Raw genomic sequence first — 17612 nt, 5'->3', positions numbered from 1 at the left:
AGTCGGCCTTCGATAGGAAACCACGGCACCTCTCCCCCGCCTTTTCGTGTGCTCGACGTGTGTCGGCACGGTTGTGGGGGTGGTGTTGTTCCGTAATTCGCTACCGAGGACCGCGGCGTGTGTGCCGGTACGGCCTTCTGTTCTTTCTTTCAGGTGGGGCGGTGTCTTCTACCGATTTCTCGCTGTGAATCTAGCGCTGGATCTAGTCTTGGAATCTAGTGCTGGAATCTAGCGAGCGGAAGATGCGCCCCTCAACGCGGCAGTACGGACGCGCTGGCGCTACCCGCCTCCGTGTTGGAGGGTTGGTAGTGCTGACAGCACGTCCGCACACACCGCCTAAAGGCGATTAATCACCACAAAAGCGTCAAGACGCTCCTGTTTTATCGGCGCAGACCCAGGCGCTCGATCAGCGAACGGTAACGCTCGATGTCGACGCTCTTCAGGTAGCCGAGCATGTTGCGGCGACGACCAACGAGGATCATCAGGCCACGACGGGAGTGGTGATCGTGCTTGTGGAACTTCAGGTGCTCGGTCAGGTCGGCGATACGACGAGACAGAACTGCAATCTGAACCTCGGGCGAACCGGTGTCGCCCTCGTGGGTTGCGTATTCCTTGATGATTGCCTGCTTGACAGCGGGATCCAGTGCCACTTTTAACTCCTAGAGTTAGTACCGCATACGTCCCGTACGGACGGTTGCCGCCGGGTGGTGGGCTTACGCCCTGTAATACACGTCGTCTACTGCGGACTGCAGACGCGTTCTTCCCATTCTACGCTACCGGGGCGCTTTCGTGGAAGGGTGAGCAGAAGCCCGGCGACAGGTAGCTCATCACACTACCGGTCGCCGGGCTTCACAGCCGGGTTTCACAGCCGAGTTTCACAACCGGGTTCTCGCACCGGGCTCTACGTTTATTCGGTGTCTGTGCTTCTGCTCCCTATGCTTCTGCTGCTTCACTGCGAGCGCGCACCACCACGAGGCGGTAGTAGCCCAGCAGGAACAGGCACCAGATTGCGCCCATCACCAGCGCCAGCTGGGTATCGGTGAAGCAGCCGAAGAGCACCACGATAAAGATCATGAACGCCAACGCCAGGTAGCTCAGCCACAGGGGCTGGCGCACCGGCTGTGCCTCGGTATCGGCACCGCTACGCTTGAAAGCAATGTGCGCCAGCAGAATCATGACCCACACGAATACGGTCGCGAAGGTTGCCAGGGAGGCGACCACCTCGAACGCGTTCTCGAAGAGCACGTTCACAATCACGCCGACCGCCATGACCAGCACCATGATGAGGGTGGTCATCCAGGGCGCACCGTTCTTGGTAACCTTCGCAAAGGAAGCCGGCGCCAGGTTCTGCTTCGCCAGGCCGTACATCATGCGGCCGGCACCGTACACGTCCGCGTTCAGCGCAGAGATGGCGGCGGTAATGATGACCACGTTCAGAATTGAAGCAGCAGCCGGAATGCCCAGACCCTCAAAGATCTGCACGAACGGCGAGTTCGCCTTCGTCACCGAGTACCAGGGGTATAGGGACATGATGACCGACAGGGTCAGAATGTAGAAGATGAGGATGCGGAACGGCACCGTGCGAATCGCCTTGGGAATCGAGGTGCGCGGGTCCTTTGCCTCACCGGCGGCAATACCGATGTTCTCGATACCGCCGAAGGCAAACATCACCACGGTAAAGCAGGCGAGGAAGCCGGTAAATCCGTTCGCGAAGAAGCCGCCTTCAAGAGCCCAGAGGTTCGTGACGGAGGGGGCGACCGAATCGTGCGCCTGCACGCCCACGAAGAGCAGAACCACGCCGCCAACGATCATGGCGATAATGGCGCTGACCTTCACGAGGGTGAACCAGAATTCGGTTTCGCCGAACGCCTTGACCTTCGCCAGGTTAATGGCGAGCAGAATCAGCAGAACCGAGACGATCCAAATCCAGGAGGGGCTGTTCGGGAACCAGAACTTCATGTACAAGGCAAAGGCGGTGACGTCCGCAATGGCGACCAGCGCCATTTCCAGGGCGTAGGTCCAGCCGGTTACGAAGCCAGCCCAGCGTCCGAGGTAGCGGGTCGCGTATTCGGAAAACGCTCCGGAGACCGGGTGCGCCAGGGCGAGTTCGCCCATTGCGCGCATCACCATGAACACTGCCGCGCCGCCAATAACGTAGGCAAGCAGCACGGAGGGACCCGCCAGCTGAATGGCGGAGGCAGAGCCGTAGAACAGGCCGGTGCCGATGGCGGAGCCGAGGGCGATGAACATGATGTGGCGCAGGGAGAGTCCACGCGCTAGCTGCGGGCTCTCGGAGGCTACTGCTCCCTGCTGTACCGGGGATGAGTCCGGAGTGGTATTCATCTTCTTCTTTTCCTTTACCTCGTGGGGTGTACCCGCCGGTGGCGGGGAAACTTATCGAGCGGTGCCGCAGCTCAGCAGGTGACTGAGAGCGGTACCGGTTGATTCACTCCCCATCGAGTGATGGGGCGTTGCGCAGAAAGTGTTGCCTTCGCGCGTCGCCCCGGCGCATCCCCACCCAACCGGTACGGTGGGAGGGAACGCAAAAGACGGCGGGAAGGCAACGTTGCCTTTCCGCCGTCTTTTCGTCAAAGACTACTTCTGTCGCTTACGTCCAATGACGATAGAGCACAGAGCGGTTGCAGCAGTCACGGTGTAGACTGCAGGCCACGCGCCAAGCTTCTTGGCGAGCGGATGAGCGGCGCCGAACGCGCCGAGGTAGACAGCGGTGAGGAAGGTGGCACGGCCTGCGCCAGCCTTACGCTTCCAATTCTTGTAAGCCACGGCACCGCACAGTGCCAGGACAGCGCCACCGAGCGGGCGGATGCCGGTGCTAGATGCAACCTTGTAGCCACCGAGCAGACCGGTGACGGAGGCGAGAGTCGGGCAGAACTTCACGACGTACTCCTCTGTGAGATCGGACAGTTTCCACATTCATAGTACTCCACGACACACAGAATGTATATTCACCGCGGTTAATATTTCTGCATTTCTTACGGACCGGGTACGTCAAAGTGCCTGATCATAAAAAGACTGGGACGCAAAAGGACCGGCATAAAAGGACCGGGGCGCAAAGAGCGGGGCGCAAACCCGTCAGGTTCACGCCCCGGCACTTGCCGCATGCGAGCTCCCATCGTGCCGCATGCTCTAGAGCTTTAGAGAGCCAGCTCCAGCGCCTCCAGCTGCGCTTCGGTCCACAGCTCAGCAGCCAGCTGCAGCGCGTAACGAGCCGAACGAGGAGCCACCACGTCCACGGAGAGGTGGAAGTCCTGGTCAGCCTCCGGGCCGCACAGATCAGACACGCAACGCACCCCGATAAACGGAATCTCGTAGTTGTGGCAGACCTGCGCAATAGCGGTGGTCTCCATGTCGGTGCTGATGGCGCCCTCGAACGCCTCGCGGGTGTCCTTCACGTTGTGGGCAGTTACGAAGGAGTTACCCGCCAGCATCTGGCCGCGGCGCACCTCCCACGGGCTCTCAGCCTGCTCACGCACCGGCTCCAGTGCGGCAAGCGCATGCTCCAGGGCATCCTGCCACTCATCCGCCTGACCGTCGTAGCTTTCGGGCATGCCCGGAACCTGGCCGCGCGCGTAACCGAACGCGGTCGCGTCGGCGTCAGTGTAGGTGTAGTTCTCGCCAATCAGCACGTCGCCCACGTTAATGCCGCGAGCCAAACCGCCGGCGGTACCTGCGCTAATGACGCCCAGGCAGTTCGAGGAGTAGCTGATCGCCTCGGTGACGGCGCTCGCCGCGTTCACCAGACCGATCTTGGAGCGAACCAGCAGCAGCGGAACCTGGTCCTCGCCCACCTGCAGGTAACGCGGATGGAATACTGCGGCGCCCTCGGTGAAGGACGGCTGCAGCTCCTCGGTCACCTTCAGGAAGGGCGCGAGCTCCTCATCCATAGCCACCTGAATGATGATGGCGTTGGACATGCCGTCCATCAGCTCAAACATGCTGTTGAATGCCTCAGCCGGGTCGAAAGCGTTCGGGTCAAAGTCCACCGGGTTGAAGGCGGATGCGAAAGCATCAGGGATCTGTGCGCTCATTACGCCATCACCTGAGCCCACTCATCGCGTGCCGCGAGGAACTCGCGAGCCGCAGCCTGCGCGCCTTCGAGGGTGTGGTTGGCACCCCAACCGCACTGCACCTCGTTCGCTGCCGGAACCTCGGTTGCGTTGAGGATATCGTTGAGGGTTGCTTCCAGGATGGGGAAGAAATCCTCGGGCTCCAGGCCCAGGGTCAGCGCGTAGAAACCGGTCTGGCAACCCATCGGGGAGAAGTCAATCAGACGGTCGGTGTGGTTGCGCATGTGCTCGGCGCTCAGGTGCTCGATGGAGTGCACGGTCGGCATTTCCAGGTGCGCGGTGTTCGGCTGGGTGAAGCGGATATCGTACTTGATGAGGGTGTCGCCACCGGGCAGGACCTTGCGGTCTGCGATACGCACGTAGGGTGCTGCTACGGCGCGGTGGTCGAGGTTGAAGGATTCGACGTTCATTTTTTCCATGACTCTATCTTCTCTTAAAACGGGGGCGACTAAAACAGGGGTGCCTTGCTATCGGCGCTGGACGTATAGGCAGGCGGGCACGCAAAAGCCCCGGCGGCAGATCCGAAAATCTTGCCGCCGGGGCTTCAAAGCCGTTAAAGGCAAAAGCTATGAGCGCAGGATGCTGCTCTTAGAAGTGGGGATGCTTCACTTCCGCCTGCACCGGGCACTCCGGCGGGCAGTAGTTCTTCGCGTCCTCAGCCAGCACCTCACGGGTCTGCACCACGTCATCGTTAATCTGCTCAATCAGCGCCTCAACACCGGTGTACGCCACCATGGGGCGCAGACGCTTCACGAACTCAATCAGCACACGCTGACCGTACAGGTTGAAATCCTCCACGCGCTCTTCCGGGCGGTCAATCACGTGCGCCTCAACCTGGCGGTGCTCAATACCGTCAAAGGTCGGGTTCGTACCCACCGAAATAGCGGAGGGGTGACGGTTACCGGATTCGTCCACCAGCCAGCCGGCGTACACACCGTCGGCGGGAATCAGGCCTCGCGCCTCAAGCTCAAGGTTCGCGGTCGGGAAGCCCAACTCGCGGCCGCGCGCCAGACCGTGTACGACCTCACCAGCCATCATGTGGTGGCGGCCCAGCTGCTCGGTTGCGGCGGGCATATCGCCCTCCAGCAGCAGCTGGCGGATGCGGGTCGAGGAGCAGCGGGTGTTCTCATCCACCATCAAATCCTCAACGACAACCACCTCAAAGCCGTACTTCTCCCCTAGCTCACGCATGGTGTTCAGGTCGCCGGAGTTGTTCTTACCAAAGCGCACGTCGTCACCGATGACCACGAAACGCGCATTCAGCGCATCCACGAAGGTGGACTTCACGAACTCCTCGGGGGTCTGTGCAGCAAACTCCAGGTTGTAGTTCAGCAGCAGGTAGTCGTTCAGACCCAGCAGGCACATGAAGTAGCGTCGCGAACCCTGACCCATAATGTCGTGGTGGGCCGCCTCGGGACGGTGCACCTGCATCGGGTGCGGGTCAAAAGAGACCGCGATAGAGCTCAAACCGTGCTCTTCAGCAAGGGAGACCACGCGCGAAATCACGCGGGCATGTCCACGGTGCACGCCGTCAAAATTGCCGATGGTCACGACCGAGGGGCCGTAGCCGGCGGGGACCTCGCTCAAAGCGGTGTAGAGGGTCACGGGCTCTCCTGAAAAAGATAAATGTACCTAACCATCCTAGACCACAGGCGGCAGGATGCAGAATTCAAAACGGGAATCAACAGGGAATGGAACGGCGTCCCTCGCAGGCGGTGCCCTCTCCCCTACCTTTGCGGATACGGCGGGGTATCTGGCACGCAACTGTACAGCCTCTGCACCTGGAAAATCCATGCGCAGCACCCACCCAGAAAAAAGCCCGGGCAGGCACCCCACCGTGCGGCAGGAACCTCCCCGGGCGTTACGACTACTTACGAGCCTGGTTACGAGAAGCCTTCAGCATCTCCTCGCGAATCTTATTGGACTTGTTGATCCAGCCGTACCAGACCAGCAGGCAGGGCGGAATCACAAGCTCAGTCACCATCAGCACGATCAGCGACCAGTGCGGGGTGCCGAAAAACGCCCACGACAGGATACGACCCACACCGCCCAGGAAAACCACCAGGCAGGAGAACGCGAGCATGTTCACCCACTTGAACTTAATGGCAATGAACACGAAGGACAGGCCCACACCCACATAGGTTGCCGCGAAGAACACGTAGTTCGACTGCACCGAGGGGTTCGCAAAGTCCTGAGGCGCATCCGGAATAACGCGGATACCGCCCAGAACCTGCCACACACCGTACGCAATCATGAACAGACCGTACAGCGCCACCGCCGCACGGAACGCCGCACGGTTCTGAGGCTTAGCCGCCTCCTCAATGCTCTTGGGGCGGGCAAACGCCTCGCGGGTTGCCTTCTTCTCAGCCTTCTTATCGGCCTTCTGCGACGCCTTATCGCCGGACGCCGGTGCGGCTACGCGAACACCCTCGGGTGCCTTCGCCGCAGAAATAGGCTCAGCAGTCTTAGCACCGGCAGCCTTCGCGGCACCGCCCTGAGTAGCAGCTCCGGTCGCAGCAGCCCCGGTTACGGTAGCTTCAGCCTGTGCAGACTCCACGCGGGGTACCGGCGCGGTACGAGGCTCACTAGCCTTCTTAGCGGAGCTCTGGTTCTCGCTCATCTTCTCTCCTTCAGCAGGGCCGGGCGGCACCCGCACGAGTAGTCATGTGTGTTCAGGGGTTGTTTACGTTAGCGTGTTGAATGAATAGGGCGCACATTCGGTAGGGCGCACATTCAATAGGGCACTGAATCAATAAAGCGTGAGGAGTGCCGGCACGAACACCGAACCCTCTTCGCCCATCATAAGCCTTCAACGCCTAGTTGAAGGAACGATTCGCCTCAAAAACCAGCACCGGGGCGGCCTGAACCTTCCCCCGCTGCTTCTTATTCTCCAGGAGGGCAACCAGGGTACCATCCGGGGCGAAGCCCGCCACAATACCCTCAACGCTGGCATGCTGCACCGCGCCGGACTCATCCGCGCTCGCGTGCACGGAACGCTTCACCACGGAACCGTCACCGCTGGGGCTAATACGACGACCGTAAGAAATATCGCTCGCCTCCGCGGCAGAGAGCTCACGCGCACCAAAGATGCGGCGTGCCGCCTCCTCCAGGGGAAGCAGCGGCAAATCTTCCAGCGGCGCCTCCGATTCTTCACGGCGCTGCTTCAACTGCGCCAAATCGGCGGCATCCTCAAGCACCACCGCACCCACACGGGTACGGCGAAGAGCCGTCAGGTGGCCACCGGTGCCCAGAATCTTGCCCAGATCACGCGCCAGAGCACGAATATAGGTGCCCGAAGAGCACGAAACCGTCACGTCACAGTCAACCACGGGAACCGAAGTTGCCGCGTGTTCGCCCTCGTTCTCGGGGTCCTCAATCACGTACTCGGCAAAACCAGGGTTGATGGAATGCACCGTAAACTCGCTAATCGTCACCGGACGCGCCGCCAACTCAACCTGCTCACCGCTACGCACACGCGCATACGAACGAACACCGTTGATCTTAATAGCGGACACCGCAGAAGGAACCTGCAGAATATCGCCACTGAGCTGCGCCACAGCCTCCAGGATGCGCGCACGCATCTGCTCAGCGTCCAAACCGGTCAGCGCCTCAACGGCGTCAGGATGCGCGGCGGTGTGCTCACCCTCGGCGTCCTCAGTCAGCGTCTCAATGCCCAGACGAATCGTCGCGTCATAGGTTTTATCCTGACCTACCAGGTAGGTCAGCAGCTTCGTCGCCTTATTGATGCCCAAAATCAGCACGCCGGTCGCGGCGGGATCCAGCGTACCAGCGTGACCAACCCGCCGGGTGCCAGCAATACGACGCATCTGAGAGACCGCGTCGTGGCTGCTCATCCCGGCGGGCTTATCAATGACCATCAGACCGGACGGGCCCTGAGGTTGCTTCTTCGCCACTTAGGCGTCCTCACCCTCGGCAGGCTCATCCTTCTTGTAGGGGTCAGCCTCACCAGCGTACTCGGCACCCTCAGCTGCAGCAGCCAGGGCGGCGTCGCGCTCGCGAGTCTCACGCAGAAGCGCCTCAATGTGGAAGGCGTTCTCGGGAACCTCATCAGCGACGAAAGTCAGGGTGGGGGTCAGGCGGGCAGTGATGTTCTTACCCACCTCGGCGCGCAGAATACCCTTAGCGGATTCCAGCGCCTTCTTGGTGTTTGCGGCGTCCTCTTCGGAGCCGAACACGGTGTAGTACAGGGTTGCGTGCTGCAGGTCGTTGGTCACGCGGGCATCGGTAATGGTCACAAAACCGAGGCGAGGATCCTTAACACGACGCTCCAGCGCCTTCGCCACAATTACCTTGATGCGGTCGGCAAGTCGTGCCGCGCGGGCTGCATCAGCCATGTGTTTCTCCTTGAAATGTCGTGGTGAAATATCGTGGCGCCTTCCGCGAACACTCGGGGTGCTGTGGAGGCGTTCCAGGTAACGCGGAAGCGCCCGCCCCGCCAGCACCCGCCCCGCAGGCTCTAAGTTTTAGAAGCCTGCGGGTGCGGGAATACTAGCGGGTGACGGGCGCATCAGCGTGTGAGTCTTAGACACGCGGCTTTTCGCGCATCTCCCAAGTCTCGATAATGTCGCCTTCCTTGATGTCGTTGAAGGAGCCGAGGCCAATACCACACTCGAAACCTTCGCGAACCTCGGTAGCGTCGTCCTTGAAACGACGCAGCGACTCGATGGTGAGGTTGTCTGCCACCACGGAACCGTCGCGCACCAGGCGTGCCTTGGCGTTGCGCTTGATGATGCCGTTCTTGACGATCGAACCTGCGATGTTGCCCCACTTGGAGGAGCGGAAGACCTCGCGGATCTCTGCGGAGCCGAGCTCCACTTCCTCGTACTCGGGCTTGAGCATACCCTTGACGGCCTGCTCAATTTCCTCAATCGCACGGTAGATGACCGAGTAGAACTTCATCTCGACGCCTTCGCGGTCGGCAAGTTCTGCAACGCGCTCTGCCGGGCGGACGTTGAAGCCGATGATGACCGCGTTGTCCACGGTAGCCAGGTTCACGTCGTTCTGGGTAATAGCACCCACACCGCGGTGGATGACGCGCAGCTGAACCTCGTCGCCACCGGCGTCGATCTTCATCAGGGACTCTTCCAGCGCTTCGACAGCACCGGAGACGTCACCCTTAATGATCAGGTTCAGGGTGTCCATCTTGCCCTCAGCCACAGCGGCGTCGAAGGACTCGAGGGTCACGCGCTTACGACGCTTAGCCAGCTGAGCGTTACGATCAGCAGCCTCACGCTTCTCAGCGATCTGACGAGCGGTACGCTCTTCCTCGGTGGAGAGGAAGGTGTCGCCTGCACGAGGAACGGTGGACAGACCCAGCACCTGAACGGGGCGGGACGGGCCAGCTTCCTTCACAGCCTGACCGTTCTCATCGAACATTGCACGAACGCGACCGTGAGCAACACCGGCAACGATAGCGTCACCGACGCGCAGGGTACCGGACTGAACCAGGACGGTGGAAACCGCACCGCGGCCCTTATCCAGGTTTGCTTCAATAGCAACGCCGCGTGCTTCCTTGTTCGGGTTAGCGGTCAGTTCGAGCACGTCAGCGGTCAGGGTGACAGCTTCAAGCAGCTCGTCGATGTTGGTGCCGTTGCGAGCGGAGACGTCCACAAACATGGTGTCGCCACCGTACTCTTCGGGGATCAGACCGTACTCGGTGAGCTGGCCACGGATCTTGTCCGGGGACGCGCCTTCCTTATCGATCTTGTTCACAGCAACCACAATCGGCACGTTAGCTGCCTGTGCGTGGTTCAGTGCCTCAACGGTCTGGGGCATAACGCCGTCATCCGCTGCGACCACGAGGATTGCCACGTCGGTGACCTTCGCACCACGGGCACGCATAGCGGTGAACGCCTCGTGACCGGGGGTATCGATGAAGGTAATCGCGCGGTCTTCACCCTCAACGGTGGTGTGGACCTGGTATGCACCAATGTGCTGGGTAATGCCGCCGGCCTCACCCTCAATGACGTTGGTGTTACGAATAGCGTCCAGCAGGCGGGTCTTACCGTGGTCAACGTGACCCATGACGGTAACAACCGGGGGACGAACCTCCAGGACATCCTCGCCCTCAGCTTCTGCTTCGGCTTCGAGGTCGATGTCGAAGGACTCGAGCAGCTCGCGCTCCTCATCCTCCGGGGAAACGATCTTGATCGAGTAACCCAGTTCGGCACCCAGTAGCTCGAAGGTCTCCTCGTCCAGGGACTGAGTCTGGGTAGCCATCTCACCCAGGTGGAAGAGAACCGTAATCAGCGATGCCGGGTTTGCGCCAATCTTCTCAGCGAAGTCCATGATGGACGCGCCGCGGCGCAGACGAATCTCGGTCGAGCCGTCGCCGCGAGGAACAACCACGCCACCGGGTGCCGGTGCATTCAGCTGCTCCTGCTCATGGCGGCGAGCTGCCTTGGACTTGCGGCCCTTACGCTTGGAACCGCCGCGGCCGAATGCGCCCTGTGCGTTGCCGCGACCGCCGGGGCCGGGACGACCCGGACCGCGGTTGAAGCCACCGCCGGAACCGCCGCCGCGACGTGCGCCGCCGCCACCGTTACCGCCGCCGTTGTTGGAACCGGACGCGCCGCCACCAACGTTGGAAACCTTGGGCATCATCGAGGGGTTCGGGCGTGCGCCGCCGCCACCAGCCGGACGGGGTGCACCGGGACGTGCGCCAGCTGCCGGACGGGGGCCACCGTTACCACCGGGACGTGCGCCACCTGCGGGGCGAGGACCGCCGTTACCACCGGGACGTGCGCCACCGTTGCCACCGGGACGACCGTTACGTGCCGGACGGGGACCGCCGGAACGCTGGGAGTCGCCGCCGCCACGCTTCATGCCCTGCTGGGATGCGAAGGGGTTGTTACCGGGGCGAGGACCGGGCTTGGGGCCGGGCTTCGGAGCGGCAGGCTTGGGTGCTGCCGGCTTCGGTGCAGCCTCGGGGCGTGCCATGCCCTGCTGGGATGCGAAGGGGTTGTTACCCGGGCGGGGGCCGCCGGGCTTGGGTGCTGCTGCCGGCTTTGCGGCGGGCTTAGCTGCTGCGGGCTTGGGAGCTGCGCTCTCAGCTGCTGCGGGCTTAGCTGCAGGCTTGGGTGCCGGCTTAGCGGCAGGCTTTGCCGCTGCGGGCTTGGGGGCTGCCGCAGGCTTAGCGGCGGGCTTAGCTGCTGCGGGCTTGGGTGCCGGCTTAGCGGCAGGCTTAGCTGCCGACTCCGCGGGTGCTGCCTTTGCGGCAGGCTTAGCGGCTGCGGCGGGGAATTCCGCGCGCAGCTTCTTCAGAACCATGGGGTTCAGGGTGGAAGAGGAGCTCTTAACGAACTCGCCCATATCCTTGAGCTTGGCGATAACTTCCTTGGAAGGTACGCCTACTTCTTTAGCAAACTCGTGTACTCGAGGCTGAGCCAAATTTTCTCCATTCCCGGTCCGCACCGGGAATGGTGCGGACACTAATGTTTACGGGGTGCACGCCCGAAGGCGCGCCAATTCGTGAAATTGCCGGTGGGTGAGCACGAAAGGGTACTCATTTCGCGGCACTCATTAGATATCCATCAGTTTTCTGACTCGCTTTCAGATAAGAAGTCGTCAAACTCGTTGACTTACAGAGGGCATATACCCGAAAAGCGTCTATGAGGGGGTCGAGTCCGCAATAACGGCTCGAATCTGCTCACAGCACGCCTGCAACTGGGCTGCAGGGACCGCTTTTTTGAAGGCGCGCGCCAGACCGTTCTTTTTCTGCAGAGCGGCTACGCACTTTTCGCTCGGATGGATCCAAGCGCCTCGTCCGGGCATAGTTCCCGCCGTATCGGGCTGATAGGGCGGGGTGTCCGCCTGCTCGGTAGCAGACGTGACGGGTGTGCGGGCGATACGCAACAGGTTGCGCTGTTCATCGCGGGCACGGCATCCGATGCAGGTGCGGACCGGTCCTTCAAACGCTTCGGAGGTTGCGGTGAGGTCGTGATTGCTCATGGTCCTCTCCCCTCTCTAGCGTGTGTAGAACCGCGTTCGCAGTACATTCGTGATGCTCTATCCGGTGCGTGCGAGGGCGCGTTAAAGCGCCCGGTTACGCACCGGTACATCTTAATAGTGTATCCCGTTTTTAAGAATCATGGGCAAAACTGTGACGCAGGCGCAAGAACACCGGGCACGAACCTGCCCGATCTCTTGCGCCTGCATCAAAAGGATATGCCGCGGGATACGCCCCTCACCGGGGCTAATGCTTATTCAGCGTCCTGTGCGGACTCTTCTGCTGCTTCTTCAATTGCCTTCTCAGCGGAAGCTTCTTCAGCCAGGCTACGAGCCACGCGAGCTGCAACCTCTTCCTCGGCACGAACCTGAGCGTACTTAGACTCGGAGAGAATATCGATACGCCAGCCGGTCAGCTTCGCTGCCAGACGTGCGTTCTGACCCTCACGGCCGATAGCCAGGGACAGCTGGTCATCCGGAACCACGGCACGAGCGGAGTACTCACGCGGGTTCGCGATAATGACCTCGGTGACCTTCGCCGGGGACAGCGCCGCAGCGATGAAGGTTGCCGGATCGGTCGAGTAGTCTACAATGTCAATCTTCTCGTCGTTCAGCTCGGCAGCAACCGCACGCACGCGGGCACCCATATCGCCGATGCACGCACCCTTAGCGTTAATGGTCGGGTTCTTCGCGGACACAGCAATCTTGGAGCGGTGGCCAGCTTCACGGGCGATGGAGTTAATAGCAACCAGGCCCTCAGAAATCTCGGGAACCTCGTGCTCGAACAGGCGCAGAACCAGGTTCGGGTGCGAACGAGAAACCACAATCGAGGGGCCCTTGGGGCCGCGGCGAGCCTCAACCAGGTAAGCGCGCAGGCGGGAGCCGTGCGGGTACTTCTCGCCCGGAACCTGCTCGTTGCTGGGCAGGACAGCCTCAACGGTGCCCAGGTCAACCTGAACCATACGCGGGTTGTTGCCCTGCTGAATCACGCCGGACACCAGGGTGCCCTCACGGTCCTTGAACTCGCCCAGAACGGATGCGTCCTCAGCGTCACGCAGACGCTGCGAGAGCACCTGACGGACGGTTGCGGCAGCGATACGGCCAAAGTTGTTCGGGGTATCGTCGAACTCGTCAATCTTCTGGTTGTCCTCATCAAGCTCAGGAGCCAGAATGACGAACTCGCCGGTGGTGTGGTCGATGACGGCACGAGAGCCCTTAATAGCGCCGGGCTGCTTCATGTACGCGAGCAGCAGGGCGTTCTCAACCAGGGTGAAGAGCTCCTCCATGACGAGAGAGCGCTGCTTCGCCAATGCGCGCAGTGCGCCCAGGTCAATAGTTTTAATATCCTCCACGCTTTTCAGCCTTTCCCAGTTAGCACGGCGCCGGGACGCTTAGTGCGCCCCGGCTCCCGAACGGTATATACCTGGCACGGAGCACCCCGTGCCTGAAGCTTTAATAACTCTATTCTACCGGCTCAGCGGGCGAATTGAAGTCAATCTCGACGTGAGCAGAAGCAATATTTTCCCACGGAAGCAAGCTCGGCTCGTGGTACGACTCCTTCTGGCCCTTCTTCGTGTTCTTCTTACGAGCCAGCACCGGACCCTCATCCTGCACCTCGTGCAGACGCGCCAGGTACTCGGTGCCGTCGGGTGCGGTGACCGCAATCAGGCGGGTACGGGCACGCTCCCAGTGGCGGCGCTCGGTCAGGGCGCGGGTAGCGCCGGGCGAGGACACCTCCAGCTCGTAGGGGAAGAACTCGTCGTTTTCATCCGCACGGTCCAGGGCGCTCGAAATCGCACCGGAAATCTCCGCGAGGGAATCCAGCGACAGCGAATCGGTACGCTCAGCGGTGTAGTCCACCGTAATCTTCACGGTGCGGTTCGCCGCCGGGCCCGAAATCTTCAGGCCCTCCAGCACCAGCGAGAACTCGGAGATGACCGGGGCAATCGCCTCGGCAACCTCTTCCTCACGGATCGCGCGGGTACCCACGCGCACCGGTGCCTCCACCACGGGCTCGCTCTCAGCGCGAGTGCGGGGAGCGTTCACACCATTCGCCACGCGGGATGCGGCACGGCGAGCGCGCGCATTCGGGGCGCTCTTCTTAGAGCCAGAACGCTTCGGCTTGTATGCCATAGTTCTCTTCTTTCATTCTTCCGCCGCTACCCTGCCCCACCACCTCCTGGGAGGCGGGGCAGGTGGCTACGGTTTTACGTCTTTGCGGGCTAGTGGCGTGCCTTAGGCGCCGCGCACCTCAGCGATGACCTCAGCCACCGCGTTCTCGACGGACACCTCGCGAGCCTCACCGCTGCGGCGATCCTTCAGCTCCAGCACGCCGTCCTTGAAGCCGCGGCCAATCACCAGGATGGTGGGCACACCCAGCAGCTCGGCGTCGCCGAACTTCACGCCGGGGCTGGTCTTCGGGCGGTCGTCCAGCATGACCTGCAGGCCGGCGGATTCCAGGGATGCGCTGAGCTCTTCAGCGTACTCGTGGGATGCTGCGTCCTTGCCGGTGATGACAATGTGCACGTCTGCCGGTGCCAGGTTACGCGGCCAGATCAGGCCCTTCTCGTCGTGGTTGCCCTCGGCGATAGCAGCCAGTGCGCGGGTCACACCCACGCCGTAGGAGCCCATGGTCACGGTCTGCAGCTTGCCGTTCTGGTCCAGGACCTTCAGGCCCAGTGCCTCAGCGTACTTACGGCCCAGGGCGAAGATGTGGCCCATCTCGATGCCGCGGGCGGCCACCAGCTCGCCGGAGCCGTCCGGTGCCGGGTCGCCTTCGCGCACCTCGCACGCCTCGATGACGCCGTCGGCGGTGAAGTCGCGGCCGAAGACCAGGTTCGCCACGTGTTTGCCCTCTTCGTTTGCGCCGGCCACCCAGCGGGTACCGCGCACCACGCGGGGGTCAACGAAGAAGGGAATGCCGGTTGCGGAAGCTACCGCATTCTCGTCCTCGGTGTGCGCACCGAACAGGGGCGCGTCCAGGCTCAGACCGGGGCCAATGTAGCCCTTGACCAGCTGCGGGTATGCCTTCAGGTCCTCTTCGCTGGCTGCCTCAACCTCAACCTCGCCGCCGATGCCCAGCAGGGCGCCGATGTTGACCTCAACGCGGCCCAGGTCCACGGCACGGTCGCCGGGAACGCCCACGGCGAAGACCTTACGCTCACCGGAGGGGGTGATGACGGTGCCCAGGAAGCACTTGAGGGTCTGCGAAGCCTCGATAGCGCCGCCGGTCACCTCGGTGTGCAGTTCGTTCATGCGCTCCACCAGAGTCTCAATGGTTGCGGAGTCGGGGGTGTCCAGGATGACTGCTGCGGGGGTATCCTCGGTGATTTCGATTTCCTCGGGAACCACGGTGGTCACGGCCTCAACGTTTGCCGCGTAGCCGCCCGCGGAACGCACGAAGGTGTCCTCACCGATGGGGGTCGGGTGCAGGAACTCTTCGCTGCGGGAGCCACCCATCGCGCCGGACTGTGCGGTCACAATGACAATCTCCAGGCCCAGGCGCTCGAAAATGCGCTGGTAGGCGGCACGGTGCGCCATGTACGCCTCGTTCAGGCCCTCATCGTCAATGTTGAAGGAGTAGGAGTCCTTCATGACGAACTCGCGGCCGCGCAGCAGACCCGCGCGGGGGCGCGCCTCATCGCGGTACTTGGTCTGAATCTGGTACAGGTAAACCGGCAAATCCTTGTAGGAGGAGTACAGGTCCTTCACCAGCAGGGTGAACATTTCCTCGTGGGTGGGTGCCAGCAGCATGTCTGCACCCTTGCGGTCCTTGAGGCGGAAGAGGTTATCGCCGTACTCGTCCCAGCGGTTGGTTGCCTCGTAGGGTTCGCGGGGCAGCAGTGCGGGGAAGTGAACTTCCTGCGCGCCGATGGCGTCCATCTCTTCACGAATGATGCTCTCGACCTTGCGCAGTACCTTCAGACCCAGGGGCAGCCAGGTGTACACGCCGGGGGCTGCGCGGCGGATATAACCGGCGCGGACCAGCAGCTTGTGGCTGGCGACCTCAGCGTCTACGGGGTCCTCGCGCAGAGTGCGCACGAAGAGGTTGGAAAGGCGAAGTACCACGATTCTCCTTGAAGGGTCGATAGGTTTAGGTGGGGTGCCCAAGTCCGCAGGGTAAGCCACGAAAAAGGCACAGTCGTCTTTAATTTTATAGCGTTTTAGGATTCGGCGTGTTTAGCGCTCAAAAATGATGGTCGAGAACTGCCCAATCTGCTCCCAACCGGTCCCCCGGTACATGGCAAGAGCGCGGGCGTTGTAGTCGTTCACGTACAGGCTCAAGTGCGGGTAGCGGCGCTGCAGAACCTGCGCGGCGGCGGCAAAGAACGGCTTAGCCAGACCGTAGCCGCGGTAGTCCGGATGCAGCCATACGCCCTGCACCTGCGCGGCGTCCAGGTTCACGATGCCCGCATCCGCTTTGAAGATGACGCGACCGTTCACGTCGGTGACAATGGCGCTGCGCTGGCCGGCAATGAGCGTGCGCAGGCGCGCCGCATAGCCGTCACCGTAGCGAGCAATCGGGTCGAAGCCGACCTCCTCGGTGAACATGGCGGCCGCGGCGGGCAGAAGCTCCCCCAGGTCCGCGGAGGTGGCGAGGCGCGCATACCCGGCAGGCTCACCGCCGAGTTGGGAAGCGCCGGTGGGGGCTTCGGCAGGTTTGAAGGGCGCGGGCAGGTGCACCGGCAGCTCAGGAAGCTCCGCCTCGTAGAAGCGGGCGAGGTCCTTCTCCGGCGGCAGATACAGTAGCGGCTGATTGGGACGCTCCGACAGAACCCGCGCACGGTGATCGCAACCGTCACCCAGGCTTGGCTGCAGCATCTGCAGTAGCGGGCTCTTATCGCCGCGAGTCTGCTCGCACAGCTCCTGCATGCGCGTCCACAGGGGCATCACGAAGACGCTCTCACCGAACATGGAATCCAGGCGAGAACCCACCTGCAGCAGCAGCTGAGCCAGCGCGTCACGATGTGCGAGCGCCGTAGCATCCAGCGCCGCAGTGTCCGAGGTGGGGGCCTCAGAGGTTTCTGCCTGTTCGGCAACATCATGTTCAACGTGTTCAGCGTGCTCAACTGCGGCACCGCACAGTCGCACCGGCACCACGTTCGAACCCAACAGCAGCACACAGCACAACTGCCCGTCACGCTCACAACCCACAAAACCCTGATAGTAGTGCAGCGGAATACGCGGGGACCTCACCGGAAGAGGGCACGCCAAATAATGCTCAATGGAGTACAGATTCGGGACCGGGTCACTGAACAGGACCTCCTCCAGCTCATCGCACCACCGAGCATCCAGAGCAAAAACGTGTTCCTTCACGCGATCAGGCATAGGGGAAGAATCCATCGACGAAACAGCAGCAGACGAAACAGCAGCACGCCGGGCACGATTAGCCTTACGGCGGCGAGAAAAAAGAGTGAACATGACCTGTTGAGTGATAGAGAATGAGCGACAAAAAATAAGTGAAAACACGGGGACGCACCCCCGAAAAGGTAGCCGGATCCTGCGGCCACAACCGGCAGCGGCAAGCACCGAGCATGCCACCACCATAACCGGACA

15 protein-coding genes are annotated in these 17612 nt (G+C 61.8%); all 15 read right to left on the bottom strand.

All coding sequences use genetic code 11. The features are described 5' to 3' along the window. Positions 1-380 precede the first annotated feature (380 nt). Positions 381-650: a 30S ribosomal protein S15 gene (gene rpsO / locus O3675_RS04545; RefSeq protein WP_005507098.1), complete on the bottom strand. Its 270-nt coding sequence runs from the start codon at positions 648-650 to the stop codon at positions 381-383. A gap of 283 nt (positions 651-933) precedes the next feature. After that, positions 934-2343 (bottom strand): amino acid permease, encoded by a 1410-nt coding sequence (locus tag O3675_RS04540; protein WP_371571228.1) that lies wholly within the window; start codon positions 2341-2343, stop codon positions 934-936. A 252-nt stretch (positions 2344-2595) separates the two neighbouring features. Next, positions 2596-2934: a hypothetical protein gene (locus O3675_RS04535; RefSeq protein WP_005507096.1), complete on the bottom strand. Its 339-nt coding sequence runs from the start codon at positions 2932-2934 to the stop codon at positions 2596-2598. Between the two features lie 221 nt (positions 2935-3155). After that, positions 3156-4049: a 5'-methylthioadenosine/S-adenosylhomocysteine nucleosidase gene (gene mtnN / locus O3675_RS04530; RefSeq protein WP_005507095.1), complete on the bottom strand. Its 894-nt coding sequence runs from the start codon at positions 4047-4049 to the stop codon at positions 3156-3158. Next, positions 4049-4507 (bottom strand): S-ribosylhomocysteine lyase, encoded by a 459-nt coding sequence (locus O3675_RS04525; RefSeq protein ID WP_005507905.1) that lies wholly within the window; start codon positions 4505-4507, stop codon positions 4049-4051. The genes mtnN and O3675_RS04525 overlap by 1 nt, the downstream gene beginning before the upstream one ends. A gap of 169 nt (positions 4508-4676) precedes the next feature. Then, positions 4677-5693 (bottom strand): bifunctional riboflavin kinase/FAD synthetase, encoded by a 1017-nt coding sequence (locus tag O3675_RS04520; RefSeq protein ID WP_371571226.1) that lies wholly within the window; start codon positions 5691-5693, stop codon positions 4677-4679. A 262-nt stretch (positions 5694-5955) separates the two neighbouring features. Further along, complete coding sequence (locus O3675_RS04515) at positions 5956-6708, bottom strand: DUF4345 domain-containing protein (RefSeq protein WP_371571224.1); 753 nt, start codon at positions 6706-6708, stop codon at positions 5956-5958. 196 nt (positions 6709-6904) lie between these two features. Next, positions 6905-8002 carry a tRNA pseudouridine(55) synthase TruB gene (gene truB, locus O3675_RS04510; protein WP_371571223.1) on the bottom strand — a complete coding sequence of 366 codons (1098 nt, stop codon included), beginning with the start codon at positions 8000-8002 and terminating at the stop codon, positions 6905-6907. Further along, positions 8003-8443 (bottom strand): 30S ribosome-binding factor RbfA, encoded by a 441-nt coding sequence (gene rbfA / locus O3675_RS04505; protein ID WP_005507090.1) that lies wholly within the window; start codon positions 8441-8443, stop codon positions 8003-8005. It abuts the gene before it with no gap. Between the two features lie 187 nt (positions 8444-8630). Continuing rightward, positions 8631-11498, bottom strand: coding sequence for a translation initiation factor IF-2 (gene infB / locus O3675_RS04500; RefSeq protein ID WP_371571222.1), 2868 nt, complete (start codon positions 11496-11498; stop codon positions 8631-8633). A 219-nt stretch (positions 11499-11717) separates the two neighbouring features. Beyond that, positions 11718-12059 (bottom strand): YlxR family protein, encoded by a 342-nt coding sequence (locus O3675_RS04495; RefSeq protein WP_049341695.1) that lies wholly within the window; start codon positions 12057-12059, stop codon positions 11718-11720. A 251-nt stretch (positions 12060-12310) separates the two neighbouring features. Continuing rightward, positions 12311-13408, bottom strand: coding sequence for a transcription termination factor NusA (nusA, locus tag O3675_RS04490; protein ID WP_070674100.1), 1098 nt, complete (start codon positions 13406-13408; stop codon positions 12311-12313). 109 nt (positions 13409-13517) lie between these two features. Next, entirely contained in the window at positions 13518-14189 is a 672-nt protein-coding gene (gene rimP, locus O3675_RS04485; RefSeq protein ID WP_314390766.1) for a ribosome assembly cofactor RimP, read from the bottom strand. Positions 14190-14291: 102 nt separating this feature from the next. Continuing rightward, on the bottom strand, positions 14292-16124 hold the full coding sequence (locus O3675_RS04480; protein ID WP_371571219.1) for a proline--tRNA ligase: 1833 nt from the start codon (positions 16122-16124) through the stop codon (positions 14292-14294). 111 nt (positions 16125-16235) lie between these two features. Then, positions 16236-17477, bottom strand: coding sequence for a GNAT family N-acetyltransferase (locus O3675_RS04475; RefSeq protein ID WP_371571217.1), 1242 nt, complete (start codon positions 17475-17477; stop codon positions 16236-16238). Between the last annotated feature and the right edge of the window lie 135 nt (positions 17478-17612).

The organism is Rothia sp. 27098_8_27 (assembly GCF_041432805.1).
GTDB lineage: Bacteria > Actinomycetota > Actinomycetes > Actinomycetales > Micrococcaceae > Rothia > Rothia mucilaginosa.
Note: the sequence above shows the minus strand (reverse complement) of the source record. Positions and strands in the feature narration are given on the sequence as shown.